The 22563-nt window shown below is 70.5% G+C and carries 22 protein-coding genes and 1 pseudogene; 11 read left to right on the top strand and 12 right to left on the bottom strand.

Annotated features, from left to right (window positions below):
- Window positions 1–128: 128 nt before the first annotated feature.
- Together BJF85_RS28530 and BJF85_RS19605 are read right to left on the bottom strand one after the other, a co-directional pair.
- Window positions 129–278 carry a hypothetical protein gene (locus BJF85_RS28530; protein WP_187346939.1) on the bottom strand — a complete coding sequence of 50 codons (150 nt, stop codon included), beginning with the start codon at window positions 276–278 and terminating at the stop codon, window positions 129–131.
- Window positions 275–1660: an OFA family MFS transporter gene (locus tag BJF85_RS19605; RefSeq protein ID WP_083666553.1), complete on the bottom strand. Its 1386-nt coding sequence runs from the start codon at window positions 1658–1660 to the stop codon at window positions 275–277. The genes BJF85_RS28530 and BJF85_RS19605 overlap by 4 nt, the downstream gene beginning before the upstream one ends.
- Before the next feature lie 119 nt (window positions 1661–1779).
- Here BJF85_RS19605 and fdhD point away from each other — a divergent pair, with 119 nt between their 5' ends.
- Both fdhD and BJF85_RS19595 read left to right on the top strand, forming a co-directional pair.
- Window positions 1780–2634, top strand: coding sequence for a formate dehydrogenase accessory sulfurtransferase FdhD (gene fdhD / locus BJF85_RS19600; RefSeq protein WP_075849552.1), 855 nt, complete (start codon window positions 1780–1782; stop codon window positions 2632–2634).
- Complete coding sequence (locus tag BJF85_RS19595) at window positions 2594–3487, top strand: alpha/beta hydrolase family protein (RefSeq protein ID WP_075849551.1); 894 nt, start codon at window positions 2594–2596, stop codon at window positions 3485–3487. The genes fdhD and BJF85_RS19595 overlap by 41 nt, the downstream gene beginning before the upstream one ends.
- A 1-nt stretch (window position 3488) precedes the next feature.
- Here BJF85_RS19595 and BJF85_RS19590 read toward each other — a convergent pair whose 3' ends face one another.
- The 7 genes from BJF85_RS19590 to BJF85_RS19560 form a co-directional block, all read right to left on the bottom strand.
- The gene (locus tag BJF85_RS19590; protein ID WP_255375787.1) at window positions 3489–4451 is read right to left on the bottom strand and encodes an anti-sigma factor RsbA family regulatory protein; all 963 of its coding nucleotides are present in this window, start codon (window positions 4449–4451) and stop codon (window positions 3489–3491) included.
- Between the two features lie 103 nt (window positions 4452–4554).
- The gene (locus BJF85_RS19585) at window positions 4555–4857 is read right to left on the bottom strand and encodes a hypothetical protein (RefSeq protein WP_083666551.1); all 303 of its coding nucleotides are present in this window, start codon (window positions 4855–4857) and stop codon (window positions 4555–4557) included.
- Window positions 4858–4949: 92 nt separating this feature from the next.
- Window positions 4950–6245: an ATP-dependent Clp protease ATP-binding subunit ClpX gene (clpX, locus tag BJF85_RS19580; protein ID WP_075849550.1), complete on the bottom strand. Its 1296-nt coding sequence runs from the start codon at window positions 6243–6245 to the stop codon at window positions 4950–4952.
- Window positions 6246–6497: 252 nt separating this feature from the next.
- Window positions 6498–7124, bottom strand: a complete 627-nt coding sequence (locus tag BJF85_RS19575; protein WP_075849549.1) for an ATP-dependent Clp protease proteolytic subunit — start codon at window positions 7122–7124, stop codon at window positions 6498–6500.
- A 25-nt stretch (window positions 7125–7149) separates the two neighbouring features.
- Window positions 7150–7761 carry a ClpP family protease gene (locus BJF85_RS19570; protein WP_075849548.1) on the bottom strand — a complete coding sequence of 204 codons (612 nt, stop codon included), beginning with the start codon at window positions 7759–7761 and terminating at the stop codon, window positions 7150–7152.
- Window positions 7762–7866: 105 nt separating this feature from the next.
- A complete protein-coding gene (gene tig, locus BJF85_RS19565; protein ID WP_075849547.1) occupies window positions 7867–9321 on the bottom strand; it encodes a trigger factor in 1455 nt (484 codons plus the stop codon).
- 245 nt (window positions 9322–9566) lie between these two features.
- Window positions 9567–9944, bottom strand: coding sequence for a DUF3040 domain-containing protein (locus BJF85_RS19560; RefSeq protein ID WP_075849546.1), 378 nt, complete (start codon window positions 9942–9944; stop codon window positions 9567–9569).
- A 303-nt stretch (window positions 9945–10247) separates the two neighbouring features.
- Between BJF85_RS19560 and BJF85_RS19555 the strand changes: the two genes are divergently transcribed.
- From BJF85_RS19555 to BJF85_RS19525, 7 genes and pseudogenes are all read left to right on the top strand, one after another.
- Window positions 10248–11318, top strand: coding sequence for a sensor histidine kinase (locus BJF85_RS19555; protein ID WP_083666550.1), 1071 nt, complete (start codon window positions 10248–10250; stop codon window positions 11316–11318).
- Window positions 11315–12205 carry a LytTR family DNA-binding domain-containing protein gene (locus tag BJF85_RS19550; protein WP_075849545.1) on the top strand — a complete coding sequence of 297 codons (891 nt, stop codon included), beginning with the start codon at window positions 11315–11317 and terminating at the stop codon, window positions 12203–12205. Before BJF85_RS19555 ends, BJF85_RS19550 begins: the two co-directional genes overlap by 4 nt.
- On the top strand, window positions 12202–12666 hold the full coding sequence (locus BJF85_RS19545; protein WP_075849544.1) for a hypothetical protein: 465 nt from the start codon (window positions 12202–12204) through the stop codon (window positions 12664–12666). Before BJF85_RS19550 ends, BJF85_RS19545 begins: the two co-directional genes overlap by 4 nt.
- Window positions 12663–14471 (top strand): cation acetate symporter, encoded by a 1809-nt coding sequence (locus BJF85_RS19540; protein WP_075849543.1) that lies wholly within the window; start codon window positions 12663–12665, stop codon window positions 14469–14471. Before BJF85_RS19545 ends, BJF85_RS19540 begins: the two co-directional genes overlap by 4 nt.
- A gap of 96 nt (window positions 14472–14567) precedes the next feature.
- Window positions 14568–14909 carry a DUF485 domain-containing protein gene (locus BJF85_RS19535; RefSeq protein ID WP_075849555.1) on the top strand — a complete coding sequence of 114 codons (342 nt, stop codon included), beginning with the start codon at window positions 14568–14570 and terminating at the stop codon, window positions 14907–14909.
- A pseudogene (locus BJF85_RS19530) lies at window positions 14906–16511 on the top strand (cation acetate symporter). Before BJF85_RS19535 ends, BJF85_RS19530 begins: the two are co-directional and overlap by 4 nt.
- A gap of 106 nt (window positions 16512–16617) precedes the next feature.
- Window positions 16618–17853, top strand: coding sequence for a cysteine desulfurase-like protein (locus BJF85_RS19525; protein WP_075849542.1), 1236 nt, complete (start codon window positions 16618–16620; stop codon window positions 17851–17853).
- A gap of 285 nt (window positions 17854–18138) precedes the next feature.
- On the opposite strand, the gene BJF85_RS19520 is transcribed toward BJF85_RS19525, so the two are convergent.
- Window positions 18139–18645, bottom strand: coding sequence for a hypothetical protein (locus BJF85_RS19520; protein WP_075849541.1), 507 nt, complete (start codon window positions 18643–18645; stop codon window positions 18139–18141).
- A gap of 74 nt (window positions 18646–18719) precedes the next feature.
- Here BJF85_RS19520 and BJF85_RS19515 point away from each other — a divergent pair, with 74 nt between their 5' ends.
- Window positions 18720–19604, top strand: coding sequence for a hypothetical protein (locus BJF85_RS19515; protein ID WP_139320734.1), 885 nt, complete (start codon window positions 18720–18722; stop codon window positions 19602–19604).
- On the opposite strand, the gene BJF85_RS19510 is transcribed toward BJF85_RS19515, so the two are convergent.
- Window positions 19540–20214 carry a hypothetical protein gene (locus BJF85_RS19510; protein WP_075849539.1) on the bottom strand — a complete coding sequence of 225 codons (675 nt, stop codon included), beginning with the start codon at window positions 20212–20214 and terminating at the stop codon, window positions 19540–19542. The two genes, BJF85_RS19515 and BJF85_RS19510, sit on opposite strands and share 65 nt — an antisense overlap.
- Window positions 20124–21767, bottom strand: a complete 1644-nt coding sequence (locus tag BJF85_RS19505; RefSeq protein WP_075849538.1) for a hypothetical protein — start codon at window positions 21765–21767, stop codon at window positions 20124–20126. Before BJF85_RS19505 ends, BJF85_RS19510 begins: the two co-directional genes overlap by 91 nt.
- 427 nt (window positions 21768–22194) lie before the next feature.
- Here BJF85_RS19505 and BJF85_RS28115 point away from each other — a divergent pair, with 427 nt between their 5' ends.
- Window positions 22195–22470 carry a lamin tail domain-containing protein gene (locus BJF85_RS28115; protein WP_075849537.1) on the top strand — a complete coding sequence of 92 codons (276 nt, stop codon included), beginning with the start codon at window positions 22195–22197 and terminating at the stop codon, window positions 22468–22470.
- The last annotated feature ends 93 nt before the right edge of the window (window positions 22471–22563 follow it).

Here is a 22563-nt window from a genome sequence, read left to right as displayed (position 1 = left end):
CACAGCCTTTCGCACGGCTAACGATTCCCGCAAGAGTGAACGCGTAACGCTGACGTAAAGCCACCGCGAGGTCGCGTTCACCCTCCGGGTTCAGCCCCAGGGACAGCCGCTGCGTTCACTCGCAGCGTTCAGCCGCCGAACAACTGCACCAGGGTGCGCCCGAGCTCGGCCGTGCCGTAGGCGAACGGCAGACTCACCCACGCCCACGCGAAGACCAGCAGCCCGGTCCGGCGCTTCGGAGCGCCCGAGCTCGCCTGCGTTCCCGCCGTGTCGCTCATCGCCTCTCCTGTTCCTTGCCCGACGGCTCCTGCCCCTTGTCCGACGGCTCGTCCGTCCGGTCGTCTGCGGCCGGTTCGTGGAAGCGCGGATTCACCGGACGCACCAACTCGTTCGCGATGAACCCGACGACGAGCAGACCCGTCATGATCAGCAACGACATGATGTACAGGTCCGGACCCTCCCGGCCCGCCGCCGCCTGCCCGTCCGCGATGGCGTTGACGATCAGCGGGCCGAGCACGCCCGCCGTGGACCACGCGGTCAGCAGCCGGCCGTGGATCGCACCGACCTGGTAGGTGCCGAACAGGTCCTTGAGGTACGCGGGGATGGTGGCGAATCCGCCGCCGTAGAACGACAGGATCAACGCGGCCGCGAGCACGAAGAGGAACTTCGACGAGTTCGTCGTCAACGCGATCACCAGATACAGCACCGCGCCGACGCCGAGATAGAGCCGGTAGATGTTCTTGCGTCCCACGATGTCCGACGTGGACGACCACACGAACCGGCCAACCATGTTCGTCATCGACAGCAGTCCCACGAACCCGGCCGCGGCCGCCGCGCTCACGGGCGCCGACGTCTCCGCGAAGAAGTCGCTGATCATCGGCGCGGCCTTCTCCAGGATGCCGATGCCCGCCGTGACGTTGAGGCACAGGATCACCCACAACAGCCAGAACTGCGGGGTGCGGAGGGCGTTGTTCGCCGACACGGAGATCGACCGGCCACCGACCTGCTGGACCGGCGCCCCCGGCGGGGCCCAGTCGTCGGCCGGCACCCGCACGAGCAGCACACCGACGAGCATGAATCCGAAGTAGACGACACCGTGCACGAGCATCGTCGTCGCGATGCCGCCGGAATCGTCGCCGAACAACGACAGCATCTGACTCGACCACGGCGACGCGATCAGCGCACCGCCGCCGAAGCCCATGATCGCGATTCCCGTGGCCATGCCCGGCCGGTCGGGGAACCACTTGATCAGCGTCGAGACCGGCGAGATGTAGCCGATGCCGAGCCCGACGCCGCCCACGACGCCGTACCCCAGCACGACGAGCCAGAACTGTTCGGTCGCCGCGCCGAGCGCCGAGATCAGGAACCCGGACGAGAAGCAGGTCATCGAGATGAACATCGCCCAGCGCGGGCCGTTCCGTTCGACCAGCGTTCCGCCGAACGCGGCCGACAGGCCCAGCATCACGATGGCGATCTGGAACGGCAGCGCACTCTGCGTGCCGCTCAGGCCCATCGACCCCTCGAGGGGCGGTTTGAAGACGCTCCACGCGTAGACCTGGCCGATCGCCAGGTGCACGGCGAGCGCCGCGGGCGGCACCAGCCAGCGGCTCCAGTCCGCCGGCGCGATCGTGCGGGACCGGTCGAGAAACCCGATGGCCAATGCGGTCACCTCTCCTACGCTGGAGCCACAGGTGTGCGGAGCCACCGTATGCCACCAACCCGGTACCGCACAGTGCGAAAATCTGTGCGCGATGCGAACCCGGCAGGAGTGACGCGGAAATGGGCCGACTGACGGTACGGCGACCGGTGCGCATGTTGACCGAACGCGGCGAGCGGACCAGGCCGGACGCGCTCGCGGCCGAGGAACCGCTCGAGCTGGGCGTGGCCGGCTCCCCGCTGGCGGTGACGATGCGGACGCCCGGGCACGACGTGGAACTCGCGCACGGTTTCCTGCTGTCCGAGGGCGTCATCGACGCGCGGGAGGACGTCTCCACCGCGCGCTACTGCGCCGGTGCGGACGACGAGGGCCGCAACACCTACAACGTGCTCGACCTCGCGCTCGCGCCCGGCGTCGCGCCGCCGGACGCCGGTGTGGCGCGCAACTTCTACACGACCTCGTCGTGCGGCGTGTGCGGCAAGGCGGCGCTCGAGGCCGTGAAACTCCGCACCCACCACCCGCCCGCCGACGCCGCGATGAACATCACGCCGGAGATGCTCGCGTCCCTTCCGGACACCTTGCGGGAGCGGCAGAAGGTCTTCGCCTCGACCGGCGGACTGCACGCCGCGGGTCTGTTCACCGCCGACGGCACCCTCACCGACGTGCGAGAGGATGTGGGCCGACACAACGCGGTGGACAAGGTGCTCGGCAAGGCGCTGCTCGACGGGGTGATTCCCGCGCGCGACCGGGGACTGCTCGTGTCCGGACGTGCCTCGTTCGAGTTGGTGCAGAAGGCCGCGATGGCGGGTATACCGGTTCTGGCGGCCGTCTCCGCTCCGTCGTCCCTGGCCGTGGAGCTGGCAGCCGAGCAGGGCATGACGTTGATCGGGTTCCTGCGGGGGACGAGCATGAACATCTACACGAGGGAGGACCGCGTTGCCGAGTCGCGGGGCGGCGGGCATCCAGCCACCGCGTAGTCGACGATCGGTACTGCTGGGTGGGGCGGCGGCGCTGGCGACCGCCGGACTCGGCAGTCTCTGCAGTTCGGCGACGGCGCAGAGCACGCTGACGCGGATCACTCCCGACATCCACTCCGAGCAGGTCTACTCCCGGGCGCGCGGCGGGCACGTGCACATGGTGCTGATGCTGCCCAGCACCGTCCCGACGATGCACCTGCCGATGGTGGTCAACCTTCATGCCCGCGGCGGCACGGCGCGGCGTTCGTCGCCGAACGGGTTCATCTCGCATCTGACGCAGGAGGTCGCGGCCGGCACGGTCCCGCCGTTCGGGATCGTGGCCGTGGACGGCGGCGAGTACTCGTACTGGCACGAGTCGACCCCCGGTGACGACCCGATGGCCATGCTGCTCGACGAACTCCCCCGGTGGCTGGCCCAACGCGGCCTCGGCGGCGCCGACGGGCATCCGTTCGCGGTGACGGGCACGTCGATGGGTGGGTTCGGCGCGCTGGTCTACACCCGCCGGCGGCACGAACGCGGCTACCCGGTCGACGCGGCCGGGCTCATCTCGCCTGCGCTGATGACCGAGTGGTCGGAGATGGAGGAACGCGAGGCCTTCCGCAGCGCCGACGCCTGGGCCGAACTGGACCCGCTGCGCAACCTCGACGCGCTCGGCGACGCGCCGATCGGCGTGTGGTGCGGCACGTCCGACTGGTTCGTCGACGGGACCCGGCGGTTCGTGCGCCGCGCCGACCCCGAGGTCGCGTACTTCGCCGACGGCGGGCACACCGGAAGCTTCTACACCAGTGTCGTGCCCGACCTGGTGCAGTTCCTCGCCCGGCACGCGCCCGATCTCGACGAACTGCGCAGCTGAGTCAGCAGCGGAACCAGATGCGGGTCGCCGTGTGGTCCGGCCCGCGGTAGGTGCGGAGCAGATCGGCGATCCGGTTCACCAGCAGCAGGCCTCGTCCACCGAGCTGGTCCGGGGAGGCGGGCACGCGTCCCGCGAGCGGGTTGCTGTGCCGTCCGGCGTCGTCGACCTGGCACACGAGCGCATCGGTGCCCACGGCAGGGTCGTGTTCGCGCCACACCCGCAGCACGCCGGAACCGCCCGCGTGCTGGATGCTGTTGGCGCTCAGCTCCCCCACGGCGACCGCGACGTCGTCGATCCGGTTGCCGCGCAGTCCGCACGCCTCGGCGCGGCTCGCCGCGAACCGGCGCGCCTCGCTCAGGGTGCCCAGGTCGAACCGGAACGCCTCCACGTCCACGGGCGCCGGCAACGGCCGGTTGCAGCCGGCGACCACGGCGCCGGGTGCATAGGAGTCGCTGGGATGCGGCCCCCGTTCGTCGATCAGCTCGGGGTGCGTGGCCGCGGCGTCGGCGATCGTGGACGGCGCGAGCGTGCTGACGTCGTAGGGGCACAGGATCGTGGCGTCCCGGCCGGCGAACGCGTCGTTGATGAGCGCCTCGTGCTCGAGCGCGGCGAGGTACTCGATGCTGGTGCGGGCCGACCAGATCGGTTCACCGACGAGGCGGACCCGGCCCTCGTACCGATCGGCGAACGAGCGCAGCACGCCACCGATGATCCCGGTCGGATTGCGGCCCACCTCGGTCATGTCGAGCATGTGCACCGCCGCCGCGTCGGTGCCGCCGAGCGCACCGCGCAGCGTCGTCAGCTGCGGACCGGGTACCGCGACCGCCACCGGCTCACCGGCGGCAAGGCCGTCGCGGACGAACGGGACGATGGTGTCGAGGTAGGCGCGGGTGTCGCGATAGAACAACGCCTCATGGGCGAAGCCGAGGCATCCGCGCACATCGGAACCGGCGATGCTGGCCACAGCCTGGGGTCCTCTTCGCGTTGACGCAGTGCCTGCCGTGATGCGTGTATCCCGGTTCCGCGGCAGCGAAACCTCGCATTCGTGGTTTCTTGCGCGGCCGGGTTCACCACAGCCGGTTAATCATACCCAGAAGCCAGAAACCGAACGCAATGCCACCGGCCGCCGCGCTGGTCCAGCCGACCACGTGCCGGTCGTCGGAGGCCACCCGCGCGCGCCACGCCGCCACCGCCGCCAGGACGAACGACCCGAGCGGCAGCAGCGGCCACACGGAGGCCCGCGTGATCGTCGCGGCGACGCACACGAGCATGAACACGATCAACGCGGACGCGATCGTCCACTGCACCTTCGGCCGCCTCAGCCGCAAGGCTGCGACGAGACGGGTGGTCACATCACCGGATTCGCTCACTCTGTCCCCAGGCATCCGCGGCACCGACGACCGCCGCGCGGCCGCCGGTCCCTGCGAAATCATGATTTGCGACGTGTGGTGGTCCGCCCGGATCAGGCGGACTTCTCCCCACGCTCACCGCTGCGCCGCCTCGACGGCTGCCGCGACACGATGGTCGGGTTCACGTTCTCCCGCACCGTCTGCTCGGTGATGACGACCTTGGCCACGTCCTCGCGGCTGGGGATGTCGTACATGACCGGCTGCAGCACCTCTTCCATGATCGCCCGTAGGCCACGGGCGCCGGTGCCTCGCAGCAGCGCCTGATCGGCGATGGCCTCGAGCGCGGTGTCGGTGAACTCGAGCTCGACGTTGTCCATCTCGAACAGCTTCGTGTACTGCTTCGTCAGCGCGTTGCGCGGCTCGGTGAGGATCTGCACGAGCGCCGGCTTGTCGAGGTTCGTCACGCTCGCCATCACCGGAACCCGGCCGATGAACTCGGGGATCAGCCCGAACTTGATCAGGTCCTCGGGCATGGTCTCGCTGAAGACGTCGCTCTGCTCGATCTCCTGCTTGGTGCGGATCTCCGCACCGAAACCGAGGCCGCGCTTGCCGACCCGCTCGTTGACGATCGTCTCGAGGCCCGCGAACGCGCCGGCGACGATGAACAGCACGTTCGTCGTGTCGATCTGGATGAACTCCTGGTGCGGATGCTTGCGCCCGCCCTGCGGCGGCACGGCCGCGGTGGTGCCCTCCAGGATCTTCAGCAGCGCCTGCTGCACGCCCTCACCCGACACGTCACGCGTGATGGACGGGTTCTCGGACTTGCGGGCGATCTTGTCGACCTCGTCGATGTAGATGATGCCCGTCTCGGCGCGCTTGACGTCGTAGTCGGCGGCCTGGATGAGCTTGAGCAGGATGTTCTCGACGTCCTCGCCCACGTAGCCGGCCTCGGTCAACGCGGTCGCGTCGGCGATGGCGAACGGCACGTTCAGCATCTTCGCGAGCGTCTGCGCGAGGTAGGTCTTGCCGCAGCCGGTCGGGCCGAGCATCAGGATGTTCGACTTGGCGAGCTCCACCGGCTCGTCCTTCGAGTCCTTCGGCCCGGACTTGCCCTGCGACTGGATGCGCTTGTAGTGGTTGTACACCGCCACGGCCAGCGCGCGCTTCGCGTCGTCCTGGCCGATGATGTACTGCTCGAGGAACTCGTGGATCTCCGTGGGCTTCGGCAGTTCGTCGAGCTTGACGTCGCCGGCCTCGGCCAGTTCCTCCTCGATGATCTCGTTGCAGAGATCGATGCACTCATCGCAGATGTAGACCCCGGGTCCGGCGATGAGCTTCTTCACCTGTTTTTGGCTCTTACCGCAGAACGAGCACTTGAGCAGGTCGCCGCCCTCGCCGATGCGTGCCATGGCCGTTGACCTCGTCCCCTCCGGTGCGTCAGGCGCACCTGACTCGTCTCGGTGCCGCCTGGTGAACACAGTGAACAGGCGCACGCGCTGTCAAGTTGCACGTGGGTTCGTGCACGCGCTGGCTCTCGACGGTACCCGTCACCCGGGACCGATGGGAGCCTGCCGCCCCGACTCGGACGGCTTTCCCGACACGATAGCCCGCCGGGCGGGAGCATGTCCGTCGACGACACGCTCCCGCCCGCGGGCGAATGATCACTTTCCGGTGCCCTTGCGGTACGGGAGCACCTCGTCGATGATCCCGTACTCCTTGGCCTCGGCGGCCGTGAGGATCTTGTCGCGCTCGACGTCCTTGCGGACCTCGTCCTCGGTCTTGTCGGTGTGCTGGGCCAGCGTCGACTCCATGAGCCGCCGGATGCGCTGGATCTCGTTGGCCTGGATCTCCAGGTCGGACACCTGACCGTAGGTGCCTTCCGTGGCGGGCTGGTGGATCAGCACCCGGGCGTTGGGCAGTGCGTAGCGCTTGCCCTTGGTGCCGGCGGCCAGCAGCACGGCCGCGGCCGAGGCGGCCTGGCCGAGGCACACCGTCGCGATGTCCGGCCGGACGAACTGCATCGTGTCGTAGATCGCCATCAACGCCGTGAACGAACCGCCCGGCGAGTTGATGTAGATCATGATGTCGCGGTCCGGGTCCTCGTGCTCGAGGTGGAGCAGCTGGGCCATCACGTCGTTGGCGGAGGCGTCGTCCACCTGCACGCCGAGCATGATCTGGCGCTCTTCGTAGAGCTTGTTGTACGGGTTGGACTCCTTGATCCCGTAGCTGGTGCGCTCCACGTAGGAGGGCATCACGTACCGGGACTGAGGAAGCTGGAAGTTGCTCATCGATGGTCTCCTTCTCGGGTCCCGGTCAGTTCGAGTTCGAGCCCGGCGCGGGGTTCTCGCGCGTCAGCACCTGGTCGACGAAGCCGTACTCGTGGGCTTCCTGCGCGGTGAACCAACGGTCGCGGTCACCGTCGGCCAGGATCTGCTCGACCGTCTGCCCGGTCTGCTCGGCCGTGATGCGCGCCAGCTCCTGCTTCCACTTGCCGAAGACCTCGGCCTGGATGGCGATGTCCGACGCGGTACCGCCGACGCCCGCCGACGGCTGGTGCATCAGGATGCGCGCGTGCTCGAGCGCGTAGCGCTTGCCCGGCGTGCCCGACGACAGGAGGAACTGGCCCATGGAGGCCGCCATTCCCATCGCGTACGTCGCCACGTCCGGCTCGATGAGCTGCATCGTGTCGTAGATGGCGAAACCGGCCGTGACCGAGCCGCCCGGCGAGTTGATGTAGAAGCGGATGTCGGACTGCGAGTCCTCCGCCGACAGCAACAGCAACTGCGCGGTGATGCGGTTGGCGACCTCGTCGTTGACCTCGGAACCCAGCACCACGATGCGTTCCTGGAGCAGCCGCTCGTACACGGAGTCGGTCAGGTTCAGTCCCGCGGTGCTGGTGCGCCCCTCGGGCATGTGCTGCGTCACGTCTGCCTGCCTTTTTTCGAAGTCTCAGATCTTGTATCCGACCCTAACGAACTCGGGCGGCGCAGAATGCCTGACGCCGCCCGAGTTCGCTCAGAGCATGAGAAATCACTTGTCCGAGGACGACCCAGACTCCGCCTCGGTGGTCTCCTCGGCCTCGGCGGCCCCGGCGGCCTCTGCGGCCTCTGCGGCCTCGTCAGCCGCCTCGACCGTGTCGGTCTCGGCGGTCTCGGCCTGGTCCTCGTCCGGTCCGAACAGCTCGGTCAGGTCGAGCGCCTCGCCGGACTCGTCGGTGACGGTGGCACCGCGCACGATCGTCGCGAGCGCCTTGCCGCGGCGCACGTCGGCGAAGATGGCGCCGAGCTGGCCGGACTGCTGGGCCCGCTGGATGTACTCGTCCGGGCTGACACCGAAGCGCTGGGCCTGGTAGATGATCCGCTCGGTGAGCTCCTGGTCGCCGACCTGCACCTCACGCTCGTCGGCGATGGTGTCGAGCAGCAGCTGGGTGCGAACCGACTTCTCGGCCTCGGTGCGGACCTCGTCCTCCCACTCCTGCGGGTCGCGACCCTCGGCCTCGAGCGCCTTCTTGTAGGCCTCTTCGTCGTGGTCGTACGGGTGGATCGCGTCGTGCTTGGCGTTGTCGATCTCGCCCTGCAGGACCTTCTCCGGCACCGGCACGTCGATGCGCTCGAGCAGCTGCTCGAGGACCTTGTCGCGCGCCTCGACGCCCTGCTGCATGCGCTTGGAGCCGGTGAGCCGCTCGCGCAGGCTGGAAGTGAGCTCGTCGATCGTGTCGAACTCGCTGGCCATCTGGGCGAACTCGTCGTCGGCCTCGGGCAGCTCGCGCTCCTTGACGCTGCCGAGCGTGACCGTGACCTCGGCGTCCTTGCCCGCGTACTCGCCGGCGACGAGCTGCGTGGTGAAGGTCGCCGTCTCACCCTCGGACAGGCCGATGAGGGCCTCGTCGATGCCGTCGATCAGCTGACCGGAGCCGATCTCGTAGGACAGCCCCTCCGTGGACGCACCGGGGACCTCCTCGCCGTCGACCGTCGCGGACAGGTCGATGGAGGTGAAGTCGCCGTTCTGGGCGGGACGCTCGACGCCGGTGAGGGTGCCGAAGCGGGCGCGCAGGTTGTCGAGCTCGCCCTGCACCTCCTCGTCGGTGAGCTCGATGTCGGCCACGCTCACCGCGAGGTCGTCCAGCTCCGGGATCGTGATCTCGGGGCGGACGTCGACCTCGGCCGTGAACTCCAGCACGTCCTTGTCCTCGAGCTTGGTGATCTCGAAGTCGGGCTGGCCGAGGGTGCGGACGTCGCCGCTCTGCACGGCCTCCATGTACTTGGCGGGGATGGCCTCGTTGACGACCTCGTCGAGCACCGGAGCGCGGCCGATCCGGCTCTCAAGGACGGGCGCGGGGGCCTTGCCCGGACGGAAGCCGGGGATCCGGACCTGCTGAGCGATCTTCTGGTAGGCGCGGTCGAAGTTCGGTTTGAGCTCGTCGAACGGCACCTCGACATTGATCTTCACGCGCGTCGGGCTCAGCTGCTCGACGGTGCTCTTCAACGTTTTCTCCTAGGCGGACAGGTGTTACGGACTGTGTACTCGTGTCGCGTACGCACCGGTGCGCGCCGGAACCCGCCGGGGCGAGCAGAGCGCGCGGGCGTACGCGTGGTTCGGGGGTTCGCCGGTGTCCACCGCAGGTGAACGTGGGGAACCGGAGCCCGAGTCTATGCGAGCGGACCCGCGAAGGCCGGGCCGCCCCTCACCGGCCGTGAGCACGGCGCGCCGACACCGCCGCGCCCAGCGCGTCAGCGTCCGTCCGATTCGCGCCCCGTGCCGTTTCCGGGGCCGTTTCCCGTGCCGTTCCCGGTGCCGGGATCGGGGTCGGGTTCCGGCTCGCTGGGGCCGCCGAGTTTGCGGAGCCAGCGGCGCCAGATGAGGAAGGTCGGAATTCCCGCGGCCACGATCACGCCGAGGACCATGACGACCGGAGCGTCGGCACCGGCGCCGACAGCGACGAGCACGCCTCCGCCGATGAACAGGCCGAGGAATGCCAGCGCCGTCCAGATCAGGCGCGACGTACCGGGGCGCAGTGTGGCCAGGCGCTGGGCAAGTTGCGGATCCTCCTCGCCCAGCCGGCGTTCGATGTCGGCGAGAGCTCGCCGTTCGTCGTCCCGAAGACCCATACGGCATCACCCGCCTCCTATTATGGATCAACCGGGCCGCCGCGGACAGTCCCCCGGGCCTTCGACTTCGACGGGTTCTCGCACGTGCGCGCGGTTCCGCCCGATCCGACCGACCCCCGTGCGAAACGCAGCCCGGCCCCGAGCGACCGCAGCCGCCTTCCGGCACGGGACTCGCGGGGCACGTGCCCTTCCCGCTGCCCGGCCCGGGCGACTAGATTCACACCGTCGGTGTGAACGCGGCCGCCGAGCGGCCCGGCCGCCCCCACCGGCGGACGATGTTGTCGGGTGCATCCGGGAGTACGCATGTCCGTCCCCGCGCAGGAGGGTTCCCACCGGGGAATCGTCTGGTCGCGGCGCCTGCGCGACCCGGCGGCGATCCTCGAGGTCGCCCGGCACGTCGCGGACGACCTCGCCGACGGGCTCACCGGGCCGCGGGTGCGCTCGGCCGCCAGGGCGATCCGGCGGCTGCTCGCCTCGGAGGGCGTGGCGCTGGCCGATCTGTCCGGCAGGCTCACCCTCGCGGGCACTCTCCCGCGCGACGTCGACACGACCGCGCTGGTCGACGACGTGCTCCACACCGAGAGCCGCCGGCGCCGCGCGGAGGTCGTGGCCGAACCACTCATCGTGCACGACGAGCTGGCCGGGGTGCTGGTGGTGGCGGGCACGACCCGACTCTCGGCGCTGCGTGAGGTCACGGCCCTGCTCGTGGGGGCACTCGAACGGGGGAGGTTGGAGGCGTCGGCGGCGGAGGCGGCCGAGGCGGAGCTGCGCGCGCTGCGCGCCGAGATCTCGCCCCACTTCGTCTACAACGCGCTCACCGTCGTCGCCGGGCTCGTCCGACCGGACCCGGCACGTTCGCGGGAGCTGCTGCTCGATTTCGCCGACTACATCCGCTACAGCCTCGCCAGCCACGGCGAGTACACGACGGTGGCCGACGAGTTCCACGCGATCGAGACGTACCTGGCGTTGCAGCGCGCGGTGCTCGGCGACCGGTTGAAGGTGCAGGTGCGGGTGGCGCCGGAGGTGCTGGCCGTGGCGATCCCCTATCTGGTGCTGCAGCCGCTCGTGGAGAACGCGGTGCGGCACGGCATCGAGCACCGCACCGAGGGCGGCACCGTGCAGGTGCTCGGCGAGGCGGAGGGGTCGGACTGCGTCATCAGCGTCGAGGACGACGGCGCGGGCATGGATCCCGCCGTCGCCCAACGGCTCCTGGCCGGCGACGCGGAGGCAGGCGGAATGGGACTGGCCAATGTGGACCGGAGGTTGCGCAACGTGTACGGGCCGTGGTTCGGGCTCGTGATCGAGACGGCAGAGGACGCGGGCACCCGGGTGGTGGCGCGCGTTCCGCGATTCCAACCGGGGGTCGTGCCATGACGGTGCAGGAGAATCCACACCCCCTCGCCACCGCGGCGACGGGGCTGCGGGTGCTGGCGGTCGACGACGTGCCCGCGGCGCTCGACGACCTGTGCAGCCTGCTGCGCGAGGCGCCCGAGGTGGCGTCGGTGACGGCGGCGGGTAATCCGCTCGCGGCGCTGAAGTCGATCCGCGAGGGCGAGTACGACGCGGTATTCCTCGACATCGCGATGCCGGGCCTCGACGGGCTCGAACTGGGCGACCTGTTGCGCAAACTCGCCGCGCCGCCGGTGATCGTGTACGTGACGGCCTACGACCAGCACGCCGTCGCCGCGTTCGGGATCGGCGCGGTGGACTACCTGCTCAAGCCGGTGCGGGCCGAACGGCTCGCCGAGACGCTGACCCGGGTTGCCCGTGCGGCCGCCTCCGAGGACTCCGCCGTGCACGCGACCGCGTCCGGGGCTCCCGGCGGTCCCGCCGGCACCGGCCATCCGGGACAGCCGGCCCGGCCCGCCGAACCGCGGATCCCGGACGCCCGGGTGTCCAACTCGATGGCGGCGCTACCGGTCGAGGTGGGCGGACGCACCCGCTACGTGCAGCGCGGCGAGGTGCGGTTCGTCGAGGCGCACGGCGACTACGTCCGGCTGCACACGCCGTCCGGGGTGCACCTGGTGCGGATGCCAATCTCGCGACTCGAGGAGTACTGGGAGGGCGCCGGCTTCCTGCGCACCCACCGCGGGTTCCTCGTCGCACTCGCCGCGGTCCGCGAGCTGCGCAGCGACTCGGTCGGCGGGCTGCTGGCCCACACCGACGTCGGCGACGTGCCGGTGAGCAGGCGGCACGCCCGGCAGCTTCGGCAACGCCTGCTGGAGGCCGCCCAGCAGGGTGAGCTCGAGCGGCCGACATGACGGGTCGCCGGGTCGCCGTCACCAGCCCGCAGACACGGCTCGCGCACGCACGTAAGCGCTACCGTGCGCCGTGGCGGCCCGCGACGCTCGATCCGGCCGAGGTGCCGCGCGCGATCGCGCTCTACCGGGGCGGGCGGCGCCGGGCCGTGACCGCACTCGCGGCGTTGGGCGTGCTCATCCTCGGACTTCCGCTGGCGCTCGCTCTGCTGCCCGTGCTCGACGAGGTACGGATGGCAGGCGTTCCGGTGTCGTGGTTGGCGATCGTGCTCATCCCGTTCCCGGCGATGGTCGCGCTCGCGTTCTGGCACCTGCGCCGCGCCGAGCGCATCGAGGACCAGCTCTACGCCGACACCGCACCGCATGCCGGAACCGATGGTTCCGACGGTGTCGGCGGCGCCGACGGCTCCCCCGACACCGGCACCTCCTCGGGCGATCCGGCCGCAGGCGGGGGCCGCCCGTGATCGTCGCGTTCGCGATCGCGCCGGTCGTGCTGGTGACGATGCTGATCGGCCTGCGCGGGGTCGCGGCGATGCGCACGACCTCCGACTTCCTCGTCGCCTCGCGCCGGGTGTCGCCGCTGCTCAACTCCGCGGCCGTGTCCGGCGAGTACCTGTCGGCCGCCTCGTTCCTCGGCGTCGCGGGGCTCGTGGTCAAGGACGGCGTCGGCTCGCTGTGGTACCCGGTCGGGTTCACCGCCGGCTACATCGCGATGCTCGCACTCGTGGCGGCGCCGATGCGCCGTTCGGGCGCGCTGACCGTGCCCGACTTCGCCGAGGCGCGGCTGGGTTCGGCCGCGCTGCGCAAGCTCGCCGCGGTCGTCGTCCTCGTCATCGGCGTGCTGTACCTGGTCCCCCAGTTCCGCACGGCCGGTCTCGTGCTCAGCGTCGTCACCGAGACGCCGTACTGGGTCGGTGTGGTGCTGGCCGGCGCCGTCGTGAGCGCCACGCTGGCGCTCGGCGGCATGCGGGCGGCGACGTACGTGCAGGCGTTCCAGTTCGTGCTGAAGCTGGTGCTGTTCATCGTGCCGGCGATGTGGCTGCTCATCCAGGCGGGCCCGGAGATCCGCGGCGAGGCGGTCCAGCCGGCCGAGTTCACGCACTTCCGCGAGGACACGACCGTGACGTTCCGCGTCGGCGCGACGCTCGACGTGCCGCCCGGCACCGAGGTCGTCGAGGACCGGGGCGGCCCGGGCGGTGCGGACGTGCGGGAGCTGGAACCCGGCGCGTGGGAGGTGCCGCCCGGCACGACGGTCACGTTCGCCGACGGCACCCGGGTGCCACAGGTGCAGGGTGAGGCGGTGCCCGGCGCCGACGGGTGGCAACGCCCGCTGCTCGACTTCCACGACGCCGGGTTCCCACTGCTCGGCACGTGGGCCGTGTTGATCGCGACGATGCTGGGGACGATGGGCCTGCCGCACGTGATCATGCGGTTCCACACGAGCCCGGACGGCCGGGCCGCGCGCCGCACCGCCGCGTTGACGGTGGCGTTGCTGAGCATCTTCTACCTGTTCCCCGGTATCTACGGCGTGCTCGGCAGAGTGCTCGTGCCCCATCTGTATCTCACCGGCGCCACCGACAGCGCCGTCGTCGCCCTGCCCGCCCAGGTCGATGCCGGCAGTACCGGAACCGTGTTCACGGGACTGCTCACCGCGGGCGCCTTCGCCGCGTTCCTGGCGACCTCACTGGGTCTGCTGCTGGTCGTGGCCGGCGCGATCTCGCACGACCTCGTCCCGGGCGGACTGCGACAACTGCGCCTGGCGGTACTCGGCGCTGCGGGGGTGGTCGTGCTGCTGGCGCTGCCGGCCGCGGGGATCGACGCGGGCACGCTCGTCACGTGGGGGTTCACCGTCGCCGCGTCCACGTTCTGCCCACTACTCGTGCTGGGCATCTGGTGGCGAGGACTGACCGCGGCCGGCGCGCTCGCCGGTGTGGCCGCGGGACTGCTGGCCAGCGTCGGCTCGTTCCTCGTCAGCATCGCCGGCCCCGCGCTCCACGGCTGGGTCGCGATCCTCGTCGCCCAGCCCGCGCCGTGGTCGGTGCCCGTGGCATTCCTGACGATGGTCGCCGTGTCGTACGCGGGCCGGCCCGCGCCGTGGGCGGCGGCCGCGATGCTGCGCCTGCACCTGCCCGAGCACCGGCAGTCGCCGTTCCTGCCGCGGCACACCACGGAGCCACCGAAGACGACAGCGCGTGACCTGGGCCACTCGTCGTGGCCCGCGCGCCGTTCGTCGGCCGTTCGTCGCATCACCCGCCGCTTGGGCCGCTGACCAGTTCTCCGACCCGGTGCGCAGCCTTACGGTGACGCGCAGCACAGACTCCCCGTGCCTTTTTCGAGAGGCGTGCACCGTGACAAGGAGGTCACCGTGAATTCCACCGAGCCTCAGCCCCCTGAGGCGGAAACGTGGGCCGCGGTCCACGGCAGTGAGGAGTTCCAACGGCTGCGCAAGCGGCTCCGGAACTTCGTCTTCCCGATGACCGCGTTGTTCCTCACCTGGTATCTGACGTACGTCCTGCTGGCCGACTACGCCCACGACTTCATGTCGATCAAGGTCGTCGGCAACATCAACCTGGGCCTGGTCCTGGGGCTCCTGCAGTTCGTCTCGACGTTCGTGATCACCGGCGTCTACGTGCGGTACGCGAACCGGAAGCTGGACCCGATCGCCGAGCGCATCCGGGACGAGGTCGAAGGTGGTGAGAAGCGATGACGCTTGCCCAGGGAAGTATCGAGGGCGGCAACCCGCTGCTCAACATGGCCGTCTTCACGGCGTTCGTCATCGTCACGATGATCGTCGTCTTCCGCGCCTCGCGGAACACGAAGACCGCGGCCGACTACTACGCCGCGGGCCGGTCGTTCTCCGGACCGCAGAACGGCACGGCCATCGCGGGTGACTACCTGTCGGCCGCGTCGTTCCTCGGTATCGCCGGTGCCATCGCCGTCTACGGCTACGACGGGTTCCTGTACTCGATCGGGTTCCTCGTCGCCTGGCTGGTGGCGCTGCTGCTGGTGGCCGAGCTGCTGCGCAACACGGGCAAGTTCACGATGGGCGACGTCCTCGCGTTCCGGATGCGGCAGCGTCCGGTGCGGGCGGCCGCCGCCACCTCGACGCTGGCCGTGTCGTTCTTCTACCTGCTCGCGCAGATGGCGGGTGCCGGCGGCCTGGTGTCGCTGCTGCTCGGTATCGAGGGCGACGTCGGCCAGGGCATCGTCATCGCCATCGTCGGTGCCGTGATGATCGTGTACGTCCTCGTGGGCGGCATGAAGGGCACCACCTGGGTGCAGATCATCAAGGCGGGCCTGCTGATCGCCGGTACCGCCGTGATGTCGGCGTGGGTGCTGGGCAAGTACGGACTCAACCTCTCCGAGCTCCTCGGCTCGGCCTCGGAATCGGCGGGCGGCAACGACGCACTGCTGAACCCGGGTGAGCAGTACGGCGGCTCGAGCATCTCGCAGCTGGACTTCCTGTCGCTCGGTATCGCGCTGGTGCTCGGTACGGCGGGTCTGCCGCACGTGCTGATGCGCTTCTACACGGTGCCGACGTCGAAGGAAGCGCGTCGCTCCGTGGTGTGGGCCATCGCCCTGATCGGCCTGTTCTACCTGTTCACCCTGATCCTCGGGTACGGCGCGGCGGCGATCGTCGGCAAGGACGCCATCCTGTCGGCACCGGGCGGGCAGAACGCGGCGGCTCCGCTGCTGGCCCAGACACTCGGTGGACCACTACTGCTCGGGTTCATCGCGGCCGTGGCGTTCGCGACGATCCTCGCGGTCGTGGCGGGCCTGACGATCACGCGTCGGCGTCGTTCGCGCACGACGTCTACGCCAACGTGATCAAGAGGGGCAAGGTCGACGGCAAGAACGCCGAGGTGAAGGTCGCCCGGATCACCGCGTGCGTGATCGGTGCGGTCGCGATCGTCGGCGGCATCCTCGCCAAGGATCAGAACGTGGCGTTCCTCGTGGCGCTCGCGTTCGCGGTCGCGGCGTCGGCGAACCTGCCGACGATCCTGTACTCGCTGTTCTGGAAGCGGTTCAACACCCGCGGCGCGTTGTGGTCGATCTACGGTGGTCTGTCCGCCACCGTCATCCTGATCATCTTCTCGCCGGCCGTGTCGGGCAGCGAGGACGCCATGATCCCGGGTGCGGACTTCGCGCTCTTCCCGTTGTCCAACCCGGGCATCGTGTCGATCCCGCTGTCGTTCCTGCTCGGCATCATCGGTTCGCTGACGTCGAAGGAACACCTCGAGGACAAGCACAAGGAGATGGAGGTCCGCGCGCTCACCGGTGCCGGCGCGAGAAGGCGACCGCGCACTGACGAGAACGAGGCCCTCGTAGGCATCTCACCCGCCGCCCCCGCGCGACTTCGGAAAGGTCGCCGCGGGGGCGGTCTCGTGTTCGCGGTTTGATCCATACTCGGGGGCATGGCCGCATTCGACGTCTCCCAGCTCCGCTCGCAGTTCCCCGCGCTCGCCGAGGGGGCGGCGCATTTCGACGGTCCGGGTGGTGCGCAGGTCCCCGAGCGGGTCGCCGCGGCGGTCGCCGACACGCTGCGCAGTGCCGTGGCCAACCGCGGCGTGCACACCGCGGCCGAACGGCGCGCCGAGTGGATCGTCGGTGCAGCGCGGCGGGCGGCGGCGGATCTCGTGGGCGGCGCCGCCGACGGCATCGTGTTCGGTCGCAGCATGACGCAGCTGACCTACGACATCTCCCGCACGCTCGCCAAGGACTGGGGTCCCGGCGACGAGGTCGTGGTGACCTCGCTGGACCACGACGCCAACATCCGGCCGTGGGTGCAGGCGGCCGAGGCGCGGGGCGCGCGCGTGCGGTGGGCGGAGTTCGACGCGACGACCGGTGAGCTGGACGTCGCGGCGGTGACGGACCTGCTGTCCGAACGCACCCGGGTGGTGGCCGTGACTGCGGCGTCGAACCTGCTCGGCACGCGGCCCGACGTTCCGGCGATCACGGCGGCCGCCCGCGAGGCGGGCGCACTGTCCTATGTCGACGGCGTGCATCTCACGCCGCACGCCGCGGTCGACGCCTCGGCACTGGGCGCCGACTTCTACGCCTGCTCGCCGTACAAGTTCTTCGGTCCGCACCTCGGCCTCGTGGCGGCCGACCCGGCGCTGTGGGAAACGTTGACCCCGGACAAGCTCGCGCCCTCCACGAACGTCGTTCCCGAGCGGTTCGAACTGGGCACGCTGCCCTACGAGCTGCTCGCGGGCACGACCGCGGCCGTCGACTTCCTCGCCGACCTCGCGGGTGACGCCTCGGGCACGGAGGCGGATCGGCGGCCCCGGCTGGAGGCGTCGCTGACCGCGCTGGCCGCACGCGAGGACGCCCTCGCCGAACGCCTCGAGGACGGTCTCGCCGCGACTCCGGGCGTCACGCTGTACGGCGCACGGCAGCGTCATCGCACGCCGACCGTGCTGTTCACCGTGGACGGCCGCTCCCCCGCCGAGGTCTACGCGGCGCTGGCCGAGCGGGGGATCAACGCACCGGCCGGCACGTTCTACGCGCTCGAATGCTCCCGCCGGCTCGGACTCGGCGACACGGGTGCGGTGCGCGCCGGGATCGCGCCCTACACCACGGAATCCGAGGTGGACGCACTCGTGACCGCGGTCGCGGATCTGGCCGCGGATCTGGCTGCGGGGCGCTGACCCGCGTCGATGCCGTCCCGAACCCGGATGCCGCCCGGAACGCAACCCCCCCCCCGTTCCGAAGTCGGTCGGCTCGCCGTCGCACCGCAACTGAGGCGGTGGCGCACCAACGACGCCGACCGCACGGTGCTGGTCGTCGTCCGCACCGGCACGTGTCTGATGCGCCTGCTCGACGTGCTGCCACTCCTCGCCTCGGATCACCGGGTGCAGACGGTGTTCACCTACGACGACCGGCGGGCGGCCGTGTTCGGCGCGGGACTGCCGGCGCTGCTGGAATCGTGGGGGCTACCGGTGATCCCGTGGCGGGTGGCCACCCGCCGCCGGTTCGCCCTCGCCGTGGCCGCGAGCGAGAACGACGACCTGCACCGGCTCCGCGCTCCGGTGGTGCTGCTGCCGCACGGACTCGGCCATCAGAAGTACTACCCCGGCACCGACACGGTCGCGGGCATGGATCCGCGGCGGCTGCTGCGCCGCCGGTTCCTGCGCCCGGACGCCCCGGTGCCGGCGGCGGTCGCGTTGCCACATCCGGCAGAGCGCGACGAGCTGCGCCGGCGGTGCGGATCCGTCGCCGACCGTGGTCACGTGGTGGGCGATCCCTGCCTCGACCGGATCCTCGCCAGCACTCACCGCATCGGCCGGTATCGCCGGGCGGTCGAGGCCGGTGACCGGACGCTGGTGTTCGTCGCGTCGACGTGGGGACCGGAGTCGTTGTTCGGCACCGATCCGAGCCTGCCCGAACGTCTGCTGGCCGAGTTGCCCGTCGACGAGTATCGCCTGGTGATGTCGCTGCACACGGGGGTGTGGGCGCACGGGCCGTGGCAGTTGCGGGCGTGGTTGACGCGGCGCGCCGGGGTGGGCTGTGGCTCGTGTCCGAGCACGAGGGGTGGCGGGCCGCGCTCGCCGCCGCCGACGTGGTGGTGTCGGACCTGGGCAGTCTCAGCGTGTACGCGGCCGCGGCGGACACCCCGATGCTGCTGGCCGCCGGGGGAACGAGCACGGTGGCCGCGGGGTCGGCGGCCGCGGAGCTGGCGGCGACGGCGCCGCGTCTCGATCCGGCCGCGCCGTTGCGTCCCCAGGTCGACGACGCCCGCGCGGCCTACGATCCCGGCCGGTTCCGTGGACTTGTCGACAGGACCGTCGACGGGCCGGGCTCCTCGATGCCGCGGATCCGGTCGTTGCTGTACTCCGTGCTGGGACTGTCCGAACCGGACGATCCGGTCGAGGCGGATCCGGTTCCCTGTCCGGATCCCGAACCATCACATCCCGCGGCACTGCGCGTCGGCGCTGTCGTGACCGGGGACGGGGTTGCGGTGTCACGATTCCCGTCCCCGGGCGACTCGTCGGCGGGTTCGGCGGGGTTGGATCACTGGCACCGCACAGCCGATCCCGAACGGGCCCGGATGTCCGAAGTGGATGCGGCGACGATCCTGTATCTGCCGGATGGCCCCGATCCGGCCGACCGTGCGGCGCGGGCGTTGGCGACGTGGCCGAGCGCTCGGCTCGTCGCGGCGGTGACCGGTGCGCGTTCGTGCACGGTGTACGCGCGGGGTCACGCGCCGGTGGTGCTGACACTGGACGAGCCGGTCGATCCACTGCTGGCGGCGTCCTTGGTGCACGTCGTGCGCACCACCCGCGGCGAGCTGCGCGAGCGGGAGCTGCTGTTCGTCGGCGATCGGCGGGTCGTGGTCAGCGTCGACACTGTTCGGAGCGCTGGATGTACCACGCCGCCTTCGGGTGATTGTTCGTCATAGCCTCGTGTGCCAGCCCCGCCCACAGGCCCGCGGCGTGGTCGGCGGGGCCGGTGACGGTGGCGATCTCCGCGCGGAGTTCGGACAGTTCGCGTCCGTAGGCGGTGGTGCCGGGATCACCGAGTGCCGCGTGGGCGACGCCGGCCCAGTACGTCGCGTCGGCCGGGTAGCCGGCACGCAGCGCGGTCCAGCCGCGCACCATGTGGACGCGGGCGAGGTTGCGGGCGTCGGCGCGCGGGACCGCGGCGGCCTCGTCGAGCAGCGGCCACGCCTCGGCCGGCCGACCCGCCTCGGACAGCACGGCCGCGAGCATGCGCGCGTGGATGAGCAGCGCCCGGTGGTCGCCGTGCTCGCGGTCGATGCGGACCGCCTGGTGCAGCTGTCCGGCGGCAAGGTCGAGCCGGCCCCGGATCTGGTGGTATCGGCCCCAGAACTCGAACAGCGACGACCGGAGCCGCCACCGGTCGGGGATCGCCGCGAACTGGCGGTCGGCCTCGTCGAGGTGGGGTTTCGCCCGGTCGGTCAGGCCCGCGAGGTAGTAGCTGCGGCCCTGCATCGCGTGCGCGCGGGCGAGCATCGCCGGGTCGCCGAGCTGTTCGGCGGCGGGCAGCACGCTTCGCCGAGCTGGATGTACCACTCGTACATCCCGCGTGTCGTCGCCAGCACCTCGAGGGCTCCGCCGAGCTGGCACACCTCGGTCGCGTACCCGCGGTCACGTCCCTGCCGGGCGAGTTCGAGCAGGATGTGCCGGCGCCGGTCGAGGTAGGGCAGCAACGGTTCGCCGCCCCGCGGCCGCTCGCCCCAGCCCTCGGGGTAGACGCGGAGCCGGCCTGCCTTGGGGTCGACGTCGGTGTCGAGGTCGGCGTGCACGGCGCAGTCGCGGAAATACCGCAGGGTCCGGGCGAACGCCTCGTCCACCGCGGCATCGTCGCCCTCGCGGTGCAGTACGAGGTCGCGGACGTCGTGGTGGAGGCGAACGCGCGGATCGCGGCCGGCGCTGTCGCTACCGTTGCCGTCGCCGTTGTCGCCGTTGTCGATGGTGGTGAGCAGGCCCGCGTCGCCGAGGTCGGCGAGGATGTCGGTGGCGTCGTGGCCGAGCAGTGCGCTCGCCGTGTCGGCGTCGAGGTCGCGGCCGGGGTGCGTGGCGAGCAGCCGGACGTCGGCGGCGTCGCGTTCGGACAGACCGCCGAGGTACTCGTCGACCGCGTCGGAGGCCATCTGCAACGCGTCGGTGACGCCCCGGTCGCGTAGTCGGCGCACGAGCGCGGCGACGGGCGTGGCCGTGCCGCGAGAGCGGCGGAGGCGCGCGCCGGCATAGCCGAGGGCGTCGGGCCGCCGGTCGCAGAGTTCGACGAGTTCGTCCGCCGCCTCGGGTTCGGCGGCGAGGAGCGCCGGATCGCACACGTCGGCGAGCAGCTCTCGCGCGCCGTCCTCGTCGAGCCCGTCGAGGTGGATGACGTTGCGGTGGCCGTAGCGGACGACGAGGTCGTCGGTGGGCGTGGTCGTGGTGGCGATGAGCAGGGCGCTGCGGGTGGCCGGTTCGAACGGCGCCAGTTCGGCGGCGCCGGCGACGTTGTGCACGATGAGCAGCATGCGCCGGTGGGCCAGTTCGGTGCGGTACTGCGTGTCGACGTCCGCGGCGGTCGTGGCCTGGTCGGCGGCGGGGATGCCGCATTGCCGGAGGATGTGGCGTTGGGCGTCGCGGACGACGAGTTCACCGTCCTCGCCGCGGTGCTCGTCCAGGTCGACGGCGAGGCTGCCGCCGTGGAACTGTTCGGCGCGCCGCTCGGCCAGGCCGAGGGTGAGAGTGCGTCGCCCGATGCCGGGGCGGCCGCTGACGACCCACACGCCGCTGTCGCCGATGGCGCCGAGCGCGTCGTGGCGGTCGCGCAGGGGCCGGGGCAGCCGCTCGCAGCGCGGTGCCGGCCGGTCGCTGCCGAGCTCGGCGAGGACGGCGCTGATCTCGGCGGACCATTCGGGATCGGCGGCCACGGCGGCGCGCAGCTGTCGTTCGAGTTCGTCGGTGTCGACCTGGTCGTCGATCTTCTTGCGGGTCAGCAGCTGCTTGAGGCGCGCGCCGGCTTTGCCGCCGAGCCCCCACGCTTGCAATACGGCGAGTTTGGTCAGCTCGGCGACGGCGGTGTCGGCAGCCGTGTCCAGACTCATCCATCCCCCATTCGATGTGGTGCCCGGCTCGCCGCTGCACGCTAGCAGTGGGAGACGACCTCGTCACGCGATGTGTTCGGGCGGCCGGGAACGCGTGCGGCTGTAACGACCGGCGGGGTCCGGTCGACACCACGGCTGTCGCCACGGACACATCCGAGAAGTGTGCTGTTTTTCCGCTCTGCTGTTCACCGTGTTTGTTTCCGACATGTTTGTTTCCGACATTGCTTGTTGACACTACTTGTTGCTGACACCGTGTGGTTTCGCTGATTCGGGGTACTTCTTTCTGCGCGCCGGCGCGGGTTCGTTTCTGCCTTCGCCGGTCGACGTCTGCACTGTTGTCTCGTCGCCGACGTCGGGGTTGTGTCTGTTTTGTCCGGTCGGGGTTGTTGTTGGTTCCTTGTTGTTGGTTCGAGCAGAAGGGTTCGCCATGCGAGGTTCGATCGCTGTGGTGTTGTTGGCCGTGTCGGTGCTGGCGTTGGGGTTGGTGACGGCGCCGCCGGCGGATGCGGCGTCACGGATCCAGATCGTCCGGGTCAATTACGACCCGCCGGGTCCGGACCGGGGCCACAATGCGGCGTTGAACGCGGAATGGGTGAAGTTCCGGAACGTGTCGCGGGTTCCGGTGCGGATGACGGGTTTCACGTTGCGCGACCGTGCGAATCACCGTTACCGCTTCGGTCCGACGACGGTGATGCCGGGCTGACCTGATCCCCGGGTGGTGGTCCGGTTGTTGTGAGAGTCCGATGCCCGATGATGGGCGCAGGAGGACTCGACGACGATGAGTGAGCGACGCCGG

It is taken from the genome of Saccharomonospora sp. CUA-673 (assembly GCF_001942305.1).
In the GTDB taxonomy this organism is placed as follows: domain Bacteria; phylum Actinomycetota; class Actinomycetes; order Mycobacteriales; family Pseudonocardiaceae; genus Prauserella.
Note: the sequence above shows the minus strand (reverse complement) of the source record. Positions and strands in the feature narration are given on the sequence as shown.

What these genes read in the sequence shown, in the direction of transcription:
- BJF85_RS28530 (WP_187346939.1), bottom strand. Translation starts at nt 278, where the DNA reads ATGAGCGACACGGCGGGAACGCAGGCGAGCTCGGGCGCTCCGAAGCGC.
- fdhD (WP_075849552.1), top strand. Translation starts at nt 1,780, where the DNA reads ATGGGCCGACTGACGGTACGGCGACCGGTGCGCATGTTGACCGAACGC.
- clpX (WP_075849550.1), bottom strand. Translation starts at nt 6,245, where the DNA reads ATGGCACGCATCGGCGAGGGCGGCGACCTGCTCAAGTGCTCGTTCTGC.
- BJF85_RS19575 (WP_075849549.1), bottom strand. Translation starts at nt 7,124, where the DNA reads ATGAGCAACTTCCAGCTTCCTCAGTCCCGGTACGTGATGCCCTCCTAC.
- BJF85_RS19560 (WP_075849546.1), bottom strand. Translation starts at nt 9,944, where the DNA reads ATGGGTCTTCGGGACGACGAACGGCGAGCTCTCGCCGACATCGAACGC.
- BJF85_RS19555 (WP_083666550.1), top strand. Translation starts at nt 10,248, where the DNA reads ATGTCCGTCCCCGCGCAGGAGGGTTCCCACCGGGGAATCGTCTGGTCG.
- BJF85_RS19550 (WP_075849545.1), top strand. Translation starts at nt 11,315, where the DNA reads ATGACGGTGCAGGAGAATCCACACCCCCTCGCCACCGCGGCGACGGGG.
- BJF85_RS19545 (WP_075849544.1), top strand. Translation starts at nt 12,202, where the DNA reads ATGACGGGTCGCCGGGTCGCCGTCACCAGCCCGCAGACACGGCTCGCG.
- BJF85_RS19525 (WP_075849542.1), top strand. Translation starts at nt 16,618, where the DNA reads ATGGCCGCATTCGACGTCTCCCAGCTCCGCTCGCAGTTCCCCGCGCTC.
- BJF85_RS19505 (WP_075849538.1), bottom strand. Translation starts at nt 21,767, where the DNA reads ATGAGTCTGGACACGGCTGCCGACACCGCCGTCGCCGAGCTGACCAAA.
- BJF85_RS28115 (WP_075849537.1), top strand. Translation starts at nt 22,195, where the DNA reads ATGCGAGGTTCGATCGCTGTGGTGTTGTTGGCCGTGTCGGTGCTGGCG.